Origin of the sequence: Acetobacter oeni (assembly GCF_011516825.1) — a bacterium.
Classification (GTDB): domain Bacteria; phylum Pseudomonadota; class Alphaproteobacteria; order Acetobacterales; family Acetobacteraceae; genus Acetobacter; species Acetobacter oeni.
Map to the genome: position 1 here is coordinate 33,614 of NZ_WOTA01000007.1, position 13,999 is coordinate 47,612.

Annotated in this window: 11 protein-coding genes; 2 read left to right on the forward strand and 9 right to left on the reverse strand. The window is 60.5% G+C overall.

The window, feature by feature from the left end:
- Nucleotides 1–54: 54 nt before the first annotated feature.
- Complete coding sequence (locus GOB90_RS06480; protein WP_242011854.1) at nt 55–1,494, forward strand: lactate utilization protein B; 1,440 nt, start codon at nt 55–57, stop codon at nt 1,492–1,494.
- A complete protein-coding gene (locus tag GOB90_RS06485) occupies nt 1,491–2,108 on the forward strand; it encodes a LutC/YkgG family protein (protein ID WP_173571962.1) in 618 nt (205 codons plus the stop codon). Before GOB90_RS06480 ends, GOB90_RS06485 begins: the two co-directional genes overlap by 4 nt.
- Nucleotides 2,109–2,248: 140 nt before the next feature.
- Here GOB90_RS06485 and GOB90_RS06490 read toward each other — a convergent pair whose 3' ends face one another.
- From GOB90_RS06490 to GOB90_RS06530, 9 genes are all read right to left on the reverse strand, one after another.
- The gene (locus tag GOB90_RS06490; RefSeq protein WP_146886136.1) at nt 2,249–3,538 is read right to left on the reverse strand and encodes an MFS transporter; all 1,290 of its coding nucleotides are present in this window, start codon (nt 3,536–3,538) and stop codon (nt 2,249–2,251) included.
- A gap of 162 nt (nt 3,539–3,700) precedes the next feature.
- Nucleotides 3,701–4,615 carry a hypothetical protein gene (locus tag GOB90_RS06495; protein WP_146886138.1) on the reverse strand — a complete coding sequence of 305 codons (915 nt, stop codon included), beginning with the start codon at nt 4,613–4,615 and terminating at the stop codon, nt 3,701–3,703.
- Nucleotides 4,616–4,763: 148 nt separating this feature from the next.
- Nucleotides 4,764–7,358, reverse strand: a complete 2,595-nt coding sequence (locus GOB90_RS06500; protein ID WP_146886141.1) for an MMPL family transporter — start codon at nt 7,356–7,358, stop codon at nt 4,764–4,766.
- Nucleotides 7,359–7,591: 233 nt separating this feature from the next.
- Nucleotides 7,592–8,401, reverse strand: a complete 810-nt coding sequence (gene truA, locus GOB90_RS06505; RefSeq protein ID WP_146886143.1) for a tRNA pseudouridine(38-40) synthase TruA — start codon at nt 8,399–8,401, stop codon at nt 7,592–7,594.
- A 168-nt stretch (nt 8,402–8,569) separates the two neighbouring features.
- Nucleotides 8,570–8,812 carry a hypothetical protein gene (locus GOB90_RS06510; RefSeq protein ID WP_146886145.1) on the reverse strand — a complete coding sequence of 81 codons (243 nt, stop codon included), beginning with the start codon at nt 8,810–8,812 and terminating at the stop codon, nt 8,570–8,572.
- A gap of 137 nt (nt 8,813–8,949) precedes the next feature.
- A complete protein-coding gene (fmt, locus tag GOB90_RS06515) occupies nt 8,950–9,870 on the reverse strand; it encodes a methionyl-tRNA formyltransferase (protein WP_146886147.1) in 921 nt (306 codons plus the stop codon).
- A 202-nt stretch (nt 9,871–10,072) separates the two neighbouring features.
- Entirely contained in the window at nt 10,073–10,621 is a 549-nt protein-coding gene (gene def, locus GOB90_RS06520) for a peptide deformylase (RefSeq protein ID WP_146886149.1), read from the reverse strand.
- Nucleotides 10,622–10,783: 162 nt separating this feature from the next.
- A complete protein-coding gene (locus GOB90_RS06525) occupies nt 10,784–12,079 on the reverse strand; it encodes an ATP-grasp domain-containing protein (RefSeq protein ID WP_146886151.1) in 1,296 nt (431 codons plus the stop codon).
- Nucleotides 12,076–13,362 carry an NAD(P)-binding domain-containing protein gene (locus GOB90_RS06530; RefSeq protein ID WP_146886153.1) on the reverse strand — a complete coding sequence of 429 codons (1,287 nt, stop codon included), beginning with the start codon at nt 13,360–13,362 and terminating at the stop codon, nt 12,076–12,078. The genes GOB90_RS06525 and GOB90_RS06530 overlap by 4 nt, the downstream gene beginning before the upstream one ends.
- Between the last annotated feature and the right edge of the window lie 637 nt (nt 13,363–13,999).

Below are 13,999 nucleotides of genomic sequence, written 5' to 3' on the forward strand. Positions count from 1 at the left end.
ACCTCCGAGGGCGCGCCCGCCAGTCTCACCCACGGTGCCGGCGCCAGCATCACCATGCCCGCCCGTGGCCCCGAACCACAACCGCGCGGCGCCGTCATCCGGGGAAACCACCCGATCGACCAGGCCGAAGCCGCAAAACGCTTCATGGCTGCCCCCGACCATCTGGCCATGCACGACCAGCGCCTCTGGGATCTCCGCCAGAAACGCGACCGCCAGAAAGACCAGATCGAGGAATGGGAGGACCTCCGTCAGCTCGCGTCGGATATCAAAACCCACACGCTGACCCATCTCGATACCTATCTCGAAATGTTCGAGAAGAATGCAAAAGCCAACGGCGTCCACGTCCACTGGGCAAAAGACGCCGCCGACCATAACGCCATCGTCCTCGACATCCTCCGCTCAAAAAACGCCACACGCCTCATCAAGAGCAAATCCATGCTCACCGAGGAATGCGGTTTTCGGGAATACGCAGCCGAACACGGCATCGAAGTCGTCGAGACCGATCTCGGCGAACGCATCCAGCAACTCGATGACGAAGCCCCAAGCCACGTCGTCGTCCCCGCCGTGCACAAACTCCGCACGGATGTCGCCGCCGTGTTCGCAAAAACCATGGGAACCGACCCGAACGATTCAGACGTCATCCACCTCGCAGCACACCAGCGCAACCATACCCGCCCGCTGATCCTCAGCGCCGACGCCGGCATGACCGGATGCAACTACGCCGTGGCCGAAACCGGCTCCGTCGTCGTCTGCACCAACGAGGGCAACGCCGACCTCTCGGCCAACACAACCGGCCTGCACATCGTCTCCGCCGGCATCGAGAAAATCATCCCCAGACTGGAAGACGCCGCCGTCTTCGTAAGAATGCTCTCCCGCAGCGCCCTCGGCTCGCCCATCACACAATACACCTCGCATTTCCGTGGCCCCCGCAAAGGCGGCGAAATGCACATCATCTTCGTCGATAACGGACGCACCGATCGCCTCGGTCTGGAAAAGTTCTGGACCTCGCTGAAATGTATCCGCTGCGGCGCCTGCATGAACACCTGCCCGGTGTTCCGACGCTCCGGCGGCCTCAGCTACGGCGCCACCTATGCCGGCCCCATCGGCCTGATCATCGACCCGACCTTCAACCGGCACAAATACTCAACACTGCCTTTCTCCTCCACAATGAATGGCAGCTGCACCAATGTCTGCCCGGTGAAAATCAACATCCACGAGCAGATCGCCGGATGGCGGCAGGTCCTGGCCGAAAACCACGAAATCCCGGCCTTCAAAAAGAGCATGATGAAAGCCGCCGGTATGCTGCTGGCCTCACCACGCCTCTACCGCGCCAGCCTCCCGCTCGCAGACAGCGCCCTGCGTCACCTGCCACGCTTCATCGTCTATAACCGCATGAATACCTGGACGCGCGGACGCGAAATGCCGCACGTGCCAAAGGAAACATTCCATCAGTGGTATAAAAAGAACCGTGGCAGAAACGGAAAAAAATCATGAGCACTGACAGCCGCACGGCCATCTTCGCCGCCATCCGCGCCAACCGCCCGAACATCCAGCCACCCCTGCCGGACGTCCCGCTCTTCGACACAGACGCCCCCGCCGATCTCGTCCCGTCCTTCGTCACCATGCTCGAGAAAATGGGCGGCTCCGTGCTCGAAGCCAAAAACAGCGATCCCGTCGCCGCCCTCCGCGCCGCCATCACGGATAAAGGCATCATCGCCACCTGCGTCCCGGAACTGCACGGCGATCCGTCACTGCAAATCCGCACCATCCGTCCGGATATGACCCCGACCTCACTGGCCGATGTCGAAATCGGCGTCGTCCGCGCCGCCTTCGGTGTCGCGGAAACCGGATCAGTCTGCCTCACGGATGACGAACTCATCGTCAACACCGCCGGCTTCCTCCCCCAGCACCTGATCGTCCTGCTGGACCCGAAACAGATCGTCGCCAACCTGCACCACGCCTATAACCGCCCGGAAATGCGCGACCATAACTACGCCGTCTTCCAGACCGGCCCCTCCGCCACCGCCGATATCGAAGGCGTCCTCATCCACGGCGCCCAGGGCGTCCGCTCCCTGCGCGTCCTGTTCTGCCCGGCGACAGCTCAGTAAAACGGAGCCGTCAGCCGGAGAAGTTTTCAGGACTCAGCCCTGAAAACCGGCAGAAAGTTTAAAACCTGGCAGTCAGTAAGAACCTTTCTGCCACACCTCTTTTCACAAAAATCCCCATCACCCGCCTGCCCGGCGCGCCCTCACGCAGACAAGGCCGCCGCCGGCTTCCGCCCGGCGCCAATGCTGACCGCCATGCCCGCCGCAATCAGCCCCGCACCACCCGCCAGAATCAGCATGTCTTCGTAACTTCCCTGTGCTTCCCGCAGTATTCCGGCAAGCGATGCCGCACACGCCGCCCCGATCTGATGCCCGAAAACAATCCACCCGAAAACAATCGGCGCTGACCGTTCCCCAAACGCCGCCGTCGACAGCCGCAGGGTCGGCGGAACAGTCGCGATCCAGTCCAGACCATAGAAAATACCAAAAATCATCAGGCTCTCAGGCGAGAAATCAATAAATGGCAGCGCAATCAGCGACAGTCCCCGCACGCCATAATAGGAAAAGAGAAGCCAGCGCGCATCAAACCGGTCAGTCAGCCAGCCGGACAGCGTCGTCCCGACCAGATCAAACAGCCCCATCATGGCAAGATAACCGGAGGCCGGAACCTCGCTGATGCCATGGTCCGCACAGATCGCGATAAAATGCGTCCCGATCAGCCCGTTCGTGGTGAACCCGCAAACGAAAAACGTAAAGAACAGAAACCAGAAATCACGTTTCCGGGCCGCTGCCACCAGCGCCATCAGCGCCGTTCTGAAAGGGTTCTGATCCGCATAACGCAGCGGCTCATGATCCGGCGGCGCCCCATGCGGCGTCAGCCCCCGGTCCGCCGGATGCTCAGGCAGGAAAAATGCCACAAGCGGCACCAGCGCCAGACAGGCGACCGATACCGCAATCACAGGCGCCCGCCACCCGTAGTGATGAGCAAGCTGCGCCAGAGCCGGAAGAAAAAGCAACGAGCCCGTCGCCGTGCTGGCCGCCAGCAGCCCCATGATCGTGCCACGACGGGTCATAAACCAGCGGTTCACAACCGTGGCTCCCAGCACCATCGCTACAGCACCCGTGCCAAAGCCGGTCAGAACCCCCCATGTCAGAAAAAACTGCCACGGCCGGCTCATCCCCAGAGACAACCCCGAAGACACGCCAATCAGCAGCAACGCAATCAGCAACACCCGCCGAATACCGAATTTCTGCATCAGTGCCGCAGAAAAAGGCCCGACAAGACCGTAAAGAAAAATACCAATGGCAGCAGAAACGGAAATACTCGTCCGGCTCCAGCCCAGCTCCTCCTGCAACGGGATCATCAGCACCCCCGGTGTCGAGCGAACCCCCGCAGACACCAGAAGCGACAGAAACGTAAGCCCCACCACGAGCACAAAGACATGCGGCCGCTGCGATTTTTCGCCGGAGCCGGAGGAGGAGGAAGGCCTCACAGAACCGGCCCGCCCATCAGAAAGGCAGATGCAGAGAATGAACGGTCAAACCGGCTGCCCGAAAGTCTGCGCACGCTCTTTTCCTCCTGTTTTCCAGGCCCTCGTGCGGCAGGTGTGGAAAAAACGTTACAGGCAATGCAGGCGTGACCAGCCCCGCATGCCTCAGAACTGATACGCCATGCCAAGATGAAGCTGAACCTGGTTGTCCCACGACCGCACATGATAGGACGAGTCAAAAATCTGCGGGCCGGTCACAGCCAGAGAGACAACCCGGGCCTGCGACATGCGGGCAAGGGCCGGAGTGGACTGCATGTAAGTGTAGCGCACACCGCCAGTCAGATGCAGATGCTGCGTCAGACGATAATCCAGCCCGATATCACCACGCCACTGAGGGCGCGACGCTCCGGTATCTTCCGCCTGCAAAACCTGAGCCCAGCCACCGCGCGCGCGAATAACCAGCCGGTCTGTAATGGCATAGTCAACATGCAGAGCCAGCCCCACATAGCCTTTCCCCGAAAATGTCAGGGACTCAACACCACCGGCAAAATAACCACCCTGAACAGTCGGTGTGATCAGCAGCCGGTTATCAGCCAGCAAAAAGCCCTTTCCCAGCTCACCCGTAACGTTAATCCCCGAGCGGTTGGCAGAGCCCCGTTCGCGATAGATGGAACGGCCATAGGTCGACGACCCTGCATAGGTCTCGCGATAATCCGAGTTTCCGTCAGTCAGGTTGAAAGACGCCGCCGCATACAGATTTCTGATGCCAAAAGCATCAAACATGGACTGTGCATCAGCCTGAAAGCCCGGCGTCCAGCCCGACCAGCGTGTGCGACCACTCCCATCGCTGTAGTAAGACGTCTCACCGCCGCCCGCTGGTCGTAAAGAAGCATACGACGAGGAATTCGACGCCGTGCCGCGATAAGTCCCCGTGACCGACAGCCCGATCTCCCGGTTGACCGCAACAACAGGCAAAGTATCCGCCCGCGCCTGAGGCAACTGTGTCAGACCAGCACCCGCCACCACAAGAAATGCCGCCCCTCTGCGCAGACCACGCGCGTAAAAACCTCTCTTCGTCATTGTCACAGACCGGAATCCCACAAATATTGTTCGTGAGATCCCTAATATATGTAACTGTAAAGAAATAGCCGGATCAGTCTGTTTGCATCAGATCCGACACCCGGTCAGGCCGAACACACAAAACATGTTGCCGGAACACAACAACAGGTCACGACCGGCCCTCCTTCCGCTTCGGCAGCAGCGCCGGGACAAACACCAGCGTCGCCAGCAGCGTGCAGCCCAGCGACAGCAACAGCAGCCGCCCCATGCTCGCCGTGCCGGGATGATGCGACAGCGCCAGTGAGCCAAAGGCCGTGCCCGTCGTCAGCGCCGAGAACAGCACCGCCCGCGCCGTCGGGGAGGCGAGGGGAGACTTCACCCCGGCCCGCCAGTTCATCACAAAGTAAATATTGAACGACACGCCCACGCCAAGCAGCAACGGCAGCGCGATGATGTTGGCAAAGTTCAGCGTCTCCGGAACCGTGACGACCAGGATCACCGTCATCAGCGCCGAAAGCAGCAGTGGCGCCAGCACCAGTCCCATATCCAGAATGCGACGCAGGGCGAAGACAAGAATGATCGCAATCATCACAATCGCCGACAGCGCCGCGACCGTGAAGGAATGCACGATCGTCCGCGCGGCCTCCACAATATCCACCGCCGAGCCGGCCATATCCGGCGACAGCTTCTGAACAGCGACCACAAACCGGTGCAGCGCGCCGTTATTCCCCATCATTTCCTTCGGATGAATCTCGACCAGCGCCCGGCCGTCCGGCAGCAGATAATCCCGCGTGATAATCGGCGGCACATCCCTGATCGTCACAGCCTGCGCCGAAAGCACGTCCTTCAGCGAATCCAGCTGCATCGGCAGAAAGCGAACCAGATCGTTATTGGTCCGCACTGCCAGATCATCCGAGGATGTCGCCAGCTTCGCCAGCGCCGCCTGAATACGGCGCAGCGGATCGTTCGCCGCCAGACCACCCATCACACCGCCAAGCGCCGCCGCCGCCGCCGAGGCCGAGGCCCTGATGGCTGCCGCATCCGGCGCCGGCTCAGGATGATCCACAATCAGTGTCGGCAGGAGAATACCCGCCGCATCCTGAATCAGTGCCAGCTTGGTGTCCTGGTCCGTGGGCACGTAAGAGCCAAGCCACATCGCATCATGAACTTCGGGCAGCGCCGAAGCCCGGTCCGCCATCGCCTTCGCCGCATCCAGATTCGGCGCGAGATATTCAGCGCTGTAAGGCGAGGACAGCGGGTTCGCCATCAGCAGATGCAGCGTCCGCATCCCTTCGGATTTCGGATCCTTGGTGTGCAGCGGGTCGCCGTCGAACCGCAGGCTCGGAATCAGCGCCATGCCCGTCAGCGCCAGAACGCCGAACACACCGAGAATCACCCACCGCCATTTCCGGATAAACCGGTCAACCGGCTCCATCGCCATATAGCCGGTCACCGGATGATCCACGGAAGGCCGGAAAATCCGCAGCAGGGCAGGGAGCAGCGCAATCGTGCAGGTAAAAGCCACCAGCATGCCAATACCGGCAATCAGACCAAGCTGCGCCACGCCCTTGAAATCGGTCGGCGTGAAGGCAAGAAACCCGGCCGCCGTCGCCAGAGCCGCTACCAGAATCTGATGCCCCGTCTCCTCGCCGGTATGGAACAGAGCCTCCTCAAGCCCCGCCAGACCTGTTTTCGTCAGATGCTGGCCACGAAACCGCACGGAAAACTGGATCGCGAAATCCACCGCAATCCCGATGAACAGAATGGCGAACGCCACCGAAATCAGATTGAGCGTGCCAACGGCAATCGCCGCGAAACCGGTCGTCAGCAACAGTCCGACAACCAGCGTCAGCACGATCGGAATAATAATCCGCCAGGTGTGCACCGCCAGCGTCAGCCACAATGTCACCAGCGCCAGAGACCCCAGAAGCCCCGCAACCATGCCTTTCGCAACGGTCGCAAACTCCTCATCGTCAATCTGCACCTCGCCGGTGATATACACATGCGCGTTGCCGGACCGGACAAACTCCAGCCCTTTAATCGCCGCCTTCATGGCATCTGTCGCTTCACCACCAGGCTGAAACGAGCCGTAATCCAGCTTCGGCTGCGTGATCACGAACTGATAGCGCCCGGCAAGATCACTCAGCCCGCCCGCCAGCAGCTTCTGCCAGGAAAGGGGCTCGGGATGCCCCGCCGCCGCCGCTTCCAGATTGGTCGCAAACCCGTTCAGCGCTGTCTGGAATCCGCCCAGATCAGCCTGCCCGCGCTTTACGCCCTCGGCAATCAGACCAAGCGAGTCAAACAGACCCCGCGCTGAAGGATCGGCCGCCAGCGAGCCAAGGAACGGCTGAGCCGCGACCGTGTCGTCCAGAACCTTACCCAGCGGCTTCGTATCGAGAAACATCAGCCCGTTGCGGTTCAGATACGGGTCGTCGTCCGGCACGCGCACATAATTGAAATTCGTGTGATCGCCCGAGAGCTTCGCCGCCAGTTCCCGCGCCGTCGCACGGCCTTCCTCGGGCAGATCGGCATCGATCACCGCAACCAGCAGATTGTCTTTCTGCGGAAACAGTTTCCCCATCTGATCGGAACGCTGCTTCCACGCCAGCTTCTCCGACAGCATCTTGTCGGTGTCCGTGGTGACGCCCAGATGCGTCATACTCATCCAGACCGAAATGGCTGCCAGCGCAAGAAAGAGAGAGACCACGACATAAGAGCGATGCGCGCAGATGACGATAAACCGGCCGATAAGTGTGGAGATCATTGCTGTGCGTTCGGACCCCGGACGTTAGCGCCGCGCGACGACCTGACGCGGGCACGCCATTGCGGGACAATGACAGCCGTCCCGGATGGACAAACGCTTCCTTTGACGCAACCTGCCGGACGGCGCAAGGCCACCCGCCGGAAGCCCCGCCAGGCGTTACTTTATTGCTACACCCCGAGCGGAACAGCCTCCGGCCCACCGAGCCCGGCGGATGCTGACCGGCCCCCCGGACATCAGACGCCCGACTCCGGTCCCCCGAACGGGTCGGGGTCATAATCAACCGTCGTCAGATACAGTCCCTCCGCCGGCGCCGTCGGCCCGCCTTCCTTCCGGTCCCGTGCCTCCAGCGCCACCCGAACCCGCTCCGGCGACCACTTTCCACACCCCACAAGCTGTATCGTGCCCACCAGATTGCGCACCTGATGATGCAGAAAGGACCGCGCCTCCACATAAAACGCGATGACTTCGCCCTCCCGTACAATCTCGAACCGCTCCAGAGTTCGCACCGCATGCTTCGCCTGACACGATGTCGCCCGGAACGACGTGAAATCATGCGTCCCCAGAAGATGCCCCGCCGCCTCCCGCATCGCCCCGAGATCCATCGGAAACTTCACATGCCAGACCCGGTTCACATCCAGCGCCGGTCGCGCCGGGCGATTGAGAATGCGGTAACAATACCGCCGCTTCACCGCCGAAAACCGCGCGTTCCAGGTCAGCGGAACCCGCGCCGCCGCCAGCACGGCCACGGGATGCGGCTTCATATGAAAGGAAATCCCCTCCCGCACCGCCCGCTCCACCAGTGGCAGCTCCGCCGGAAAATCCAGATGCGCCACCTGACCACTCGCATGAACCCGCGCATCCGTCCGCCCCGCCGTGATGCTCGGCACAACCCGTCCGCCCGCAACCCGCGCCGCCGCGTCCTCCAGAAGCTCCTGAACCGACAGCCCGTTCTTCTGCCGCTGCCAGCCGAAAAACGGCGTGCCGTCATATTCGATCTTCACCGCCCAGCGCTGAATTCCGCCCGGAGCGGCCCCGTCACTCATTAAACGCCTCTTCAGAACCAGAGTAAGAACCTGACCGCGACAGCCGAACAATAAACAGCCCGATGCCGGGTTCCGGGAACATTTTCCGATGGAAATGTCAAAGCCCCGCCTCAGACAGACACGCCCACCACCCTGTCCGCGAAGACGCCATACAGGAACGCGACAGGCTCAGCGAGGCCGGCCGCACGGACAGAACACGTCGTCGTCCTCCCCGGAGACAGCCCCGTCATCGTCCTCCCCGAAGGCAGCCGGCAGACAGATGAAGCGTGACGGGACCGCCCCGATGGAAGAAATGCCCGCGACATTCCCCCGCATCTTCGGCTCGTCATTCATCGTCCCGCCCATAAATAAAGTCCCGATTTCAATCGCCACCCGTCCATCATTGCGCCGATGCGTGCTCCTGTCCCGCACGGCGCGACCGCCGCCGCCCCCCGCTTAATGAAGTCCCGGTCACCGGCTCCGCATAAGGCGTCACCGCCCGCAGACCGCAATCGCCGATCCGCCCCGTGTTTTTCGGCGCGACAGGCCAGGCGAACCCGGCAGGAGCCTCAGTCCCCGCCCAGCACAGTCCCGATCGCCACTTGCTGCCCGCGCAGATACGCCGCCGCCTCAACCATCCCGCGTCCCGGCCGCTGCAACCGCGCAATCCGCAGCCCCGTCCCGCCGCCACACACAACCGTCAGCGCCTCATCCACCACTTCGCCCGGCAAACCACTATCCACCGCGCCAACCGGCAGCACCGCCCCGATCTTCAGCACAACATCGCCCAGCGTCGTAAACGCCCCCGGCCATGGCGTCAGCGCCCGGACCTGACGATCAATCGCCGCCGCCGGCTGCCGCCAGTCGATCCGCCCGTCCTCCTTCGTCAGACGCACCGCATACGTCACGCCGCTCTCAGGCTGCGGCACCGCCGGAGGACGCGCCGCCAGCACCTCGACAATCATCTTCGCCCCAAGCGCCGCCAGCTCGTCATGTAGCGAACTCGCCGTCGTCTCAGCCGTCACAGGAACCGGAACCGAAGCCAGTATCGCCCCCGTATCCAGCCCGACATCCATCTGCATGATCGTCACGCCGCTTTCCGTATCCCCTGCCAGAATGGCGCTCTGGATCGGCGACGCCCCCCGCCAGCGCGGCAGCAGACTGGCATGAATATTCAGACACCCCAGCTTCGGTGCGTCCAGCATCTCCGCCGGCAGAATCAGCCCGTAAGCCGCCACCACCGCCGCATCCAGCTCCAGCGCCGCGAACGCTTCCAGCTCTTCCTGATTCTTCTTCACCCGAACCGGACACCGCACCGGAATGCCCAGAGTTTCCGCCGCATGCTGAACAGGGGAGGGACGCAACGCCTGCCCACGCCCCGCCGGACGGGGCGGCTGCGTGTAAACCGCCACAATCTTATGCCCCGCATCATGCAGCGCATACAGAGCCGGCACGGCAAAATCAGGCGTACCCATAAACGCAAGACGCATCGGACTCTTTCCCCCGGAAAACACCGCTTCACATAAAAACCCGAAGCAGCAATACCCCCGGGCCCTGCCCGGACCCGGCAAAGGTCACAGACCTTTGCAAACCATTTTATTAAATAAACCGGGGTGCAGGGGCCTGCGGTCCCTGCCGGGTCCAGGGCAGAGCCCTGTAAATCACACCAGTCAAAACCCCGGGAACACGCCCTCAGCGCTTAGCCTTCATCTCCTTCGCCAGACGCCGCATAATCATGCTGCGCTTCAGCGACGACAGATGATCGACAAACAGAATCCCGTCGAGATGGTCGATCTCATGCTGAATGCACGTCCCCAGCAACCCGTCCACATCCCGCTCACACGTCTCGCCGCTCAGCATTGTATAACGAACCCGCACAGCCTCGGGCCGGATCACCTCCGCATACTGATTCGGCAGCGACAGACACCCCTCCTCATGCGGCCCCATCATCTCGCTCTCGGTCAGAATCTCCGGATTGATCATCACAATCGGCTGGCGCTCATCTTCCTCGCCCAGATCGACCAGCGCATAACGCAGCCCGATCCCCACCTGAGGCGCCGCCAGACCAATGCCCGGCGCGGCATACATAGCCGAAAACATGCCCGCCAGACCCTCACGGATCAAAGGCATGTCCTCCGGTTTCACAGGACGGGCCGTCTGGCGAAGAATCGCCTGAGGCGCAATCAGGATCGGCATGGGCGCAACCGTCGCCGACGCCGCGGAATACTCTGCTTCATTCATGGTGACACGCATGTAGCGATAAGAAGCGGGATTTTCCAGTGCCCCGTTAAACGGCAACCGGCACAGGGTACGACCCGTTTCAGCACCCCACCCTGTGACCGCAGTCGGTCTGCAAGCAACTTCAGCGCCGCCCCTCCGGCTCAGCCGGAAGAGATCTCTCGCTCAGACAACGGATGCGAGCGTTCGAAGCCTTTTCATGGCGTCCTGTTTTTTCAGAGTTTTGCCATACGGCACGTCGCGCCGGATCTTCTCTTCAAGCTGTGCAATATAACCCCGGCGCGACCACGGGGGACGTAAAAGCTCCCGCACGAGATCCGGATGCCGCCACGGAACATCAAGACAGGCAGAAGCAATGTCCACATCGCCGGCGCGCAGTATCTGCGGAAACAGAGCAACCGTCCGCCCTCCGCCAATCGCCATCGCCCGCGGCGCAGGCCCGGTATCGGCCCGCTCGCCCCGCATATGAAACAGAAGCTGACTGCCAACGGTCCTGCCATCGCAGTTCAGATGGCCGATCTGGGTCAGCCGTGGATTCATTTCGATAAAGTAATATGTCCCGGATTTCGCGCACCGAACGAAATCAAGACCGAAAAATCCCGAAAGCTTCAGTCGTGAGCAGACCACACGCGCCGCATGCTCCATCTCTTCGGATTGTGTGGCCGCGATCAGAGTCGCCGCGCCGGTGCGTCCCTGATACGAGACGACATCGACGCCGAGCGTATCGAGAATCCGCCCTTCCGAGCAGGCCGCCATGATATTGGCCGGCATCCCCTCAATATATTCCTGCGCCATGACAGCGGATTTTTTTCGGATCGCCGCATCCATGAAGGTGTAAATATCCCGGTCCGCCAGCAGCACGCGCAGAGCACTCGCCGCGCGCACCGGCTGCGACAGCCTCCGGAAACAGGCCTCGGTCTCCTCCGGCGTGTCGGTGATCGTAACGCCCGCCCCACCCGAACTCCGGTCCCGTTTCAGCACCCACGGCCCCGGCACCCGCGCACACCATTTTCGCACATCCTCAATACAGTGAACGTCAGCAGCAGCCGGGGTCGTAATGCCCTCCGCACGCAGAATGTCGATCAGCGACAGACGCCCCTCAATGTCTGTAAAATAGTCTGACTTACCAATGGATTTTTCGATTATATCCCGCAGGAACCAGCCCGTCTCGGTCCCGGTGTCTGCGTGCCGGAAAACGTCGTGAAGCGCCCGGACAGTCCTGTCATCCGCGGGAATGACAAGATCGGGACGCGTCCCGATTATGATGGAAGACAACGCTGCAACAGTGTGCAGACATGGAAAGTTTCGGAAAGAGGCAATGCCTTTCAGGCAGCGTAGCGAGTGGCCGGTCGGGCAGACCACATGAATTTCAGCACCGTTTTCAATATACTCCTCCACAAGCCGCGTTATCGACGGCCACCACACCGAAGAGATGATAAGAACTGAAAATCGTTTTTTCATAACGGAAAACATTTAGTCTGAGATGGCGTGCTCTCCGGTTGCCGGCCGACAAATTTTCCATCCGGCAGCGGGAGACGGCCCCGCGCATTCGCGCGCGTCAGATGTCTGGTCAGACGTCTGGCCACAAAACGGGCGCCCCATGCGAAACGCAGCAGGGGACCAAAACTGCCCGCCGCCGCCGGCCCGATGAAATAGAGACCGGATACACTGCTCTCAAAAGCTCCGGAAAGAACCGGCATATTATCTTCGGTGCGAATTGCCGCGCGGAGTGCCCCGCTCAGAAAAGGGAGACGAGCCAGATCGATCCGCGCGCCGGTCCCGGCAAACAGATGATCGGCCTCCACGGCCTTTAATTGTCCTGTCAGCGTGTTTCTGAATTTCAGATGGAGACCATCACGCGCATCAGTCGCGGACTCCAGAGCCATGCCGAGATGAACAGGCACCTCCTCACGCACAGCCTGTCCTGTAAACCAGGATGCGGCCGGTCCCAGATGGCCTTTCGTGATGCGGAGCCGCAGCCGGGCAGGAAGCAGATGAAAGACACCCGGAAAATCGCAGGCCATCCGTGAACGCCAGCCTGTTCCAAGTCCGGAACGCGGTTTTTTTAGACGGGTGAGAAGAAGCTTCAGCCCGCGAATGGCCTGCGGCGGATGGTTGATCCAGATTTTTGAACGGCGGACATACAGAGCAACGTCCGCCCCCGCCCGGTGCAGAAAATACGCCGTATCCACCGCGGAAGACCCGGCTCCGATCACGACCACACGCCGTCCGGAAAATTGCCCGAAGGAAACAGTGTTAAACGTATGACTGACTTTTTCACGGGGAAGCCGCGCCACCGATGAAGGCATATAGGCAAAATGCCCAATGCCCACAGCCAGTACCACACGAACGGCCCGTACAACCTGACCGTTATCCAGTCTCAGGGTAAAGCTTCCCTCTGAACCGGAAAGATGCGTGACCATAAAAGGATAAAGTTCCGGCACACAGGTTTTCTGAAAGGCTTCGCCATATTCCCTGAAAACACGGGCCGGAACAGGGGTGCCCATCCGGGCATAGGCATATCCGCGTGCCTGGCAGAATTTCTCCAGAGTAAATCCGCGCCCCGGTTCAAACAGATTGAGCGCGAAGCCTTCCGCCTTGAGCGGAAGATCGGCAGGCACACTGTCTTTCCAGAAAGACATCGGATGGCCAAAAATCCTGAAATCCAAACCTTTTGCACGAAGATGAGCCGCCAGGGACAGGCCATAAGGGCCAGCACCGATAATGGCGATTTCAGTATTCATTGCCATCGGCCTCCGGATATAATGCTATTTATCAGTGATTCGAAAGTAATCCCCATGCTATTTATTCAGAATATTGATGAAGACAGAAGCCACAGACATCAGAATAAAGAGACACAGGCAGATCGTCACAGTGATCCGTTAATGATACGGAAGTGTGTCCTCTGAGGTGAATCAAAAAATAATAACATGGCGACACGTTTCTGTGAAGCGAGTGGTTTATGATGAATTTTCGTTTTTCCTGCTATATGTCCTTTATATAAAACGTTGTACACAGATCTGAACGGTTTCCGGTCCTCCATGCCTTATGGGTAAATGTACCTGACGCTACTTCAGGTCTTTCACTGATGAGCTTCCGAACCAGGAACATGCGCCGTCCGCCGACGCGCCTCACCCGATTTCCTGTTTTTATGAGAAATGTCTGAAACAATGCTCTGACAGACAGGCCGTAAGCCTTCAACGGAAACCAGACGAAAGACTGTAGCCGGCCCGGACATATGCTTCTGCACTGACCGCACACCCGGTCTCGCCCCGTCATGAACTCCGGGGTCAGCCCCGGCCCGGCGACTTTCCGACACCGGGTCAGCCAGTAAAAACTGTCGTTGCCCCCTGATTTATGGCCAGAAAACAGGAATGGTCA

Excerpts from the sequence above, each read along its gene's own strand:
- GOB90_RS06480 (WP_242011854.1), top strand. The coding sequence starts at position 55 with ATGCCCGCCCGTGGCCCCGAACCACAACCGCGCGGCGCCGTCATCCGG.
- GOB90_RS06485 (WP_173571962.1), top strand. The coding sequence starts at position 1,491 with ATGAGCACTGACAGCCGCACGGCCATCTTCGCCGCCATCCGCGCCAAC.
- GOB90_RS06495 (WP_146886138.1), bottom strand. The coding sequence starts at position 4,615 with ATGACGAAGAGAGGTTTTTACGCGCGTGGTCTGCGCAGAGGGGCGGCA.
- GOB90_RS06500 (WP_146886141.1), bottom strand. The coding sequence starts at position 7,358 with ATGATCTCCACACTTATCGGCCGGTTTATCGTCATCTGCGCGCATCGC.
- truA (WP_146886143.1), bottom strand. The coding sequence starts at position 8,401 with ATGAGTGACGGGGCCGCTCCGGGCGGAATTCAGCGCTGGGCGGTGAAG.
- fmt (WP_146886147.1), bottom strand. The coding sequence starts at position 9,870 with ATGCGTCTTGCGTTTATGGGTACGCCTGATTTTGCCGTGCCGGCTCTG.
- def (WP_146886149.1), bottom strand. The coding sequence starts at position 10,621 with ATGAATGAAGCAGAGTATTCCGCGGCGTCGGCGACGGTTGCGCCCATG.
- GOB90_RS06525 (WP_146886151.1), bottom strand. The coding sequence starts at position 12,079 with ATGAAAAAACGATTTTCAGTTCTTATCATCTCTTCGGTGTGGTGGCCG.
- GOB90_RS06530 (WP_146886153.1), bottom strand. The coding sequence starts at position 13,362 with ATGAATACTGAAATCGCCATTATCGGTGCTGGCCCTTATGGCCTGTCC.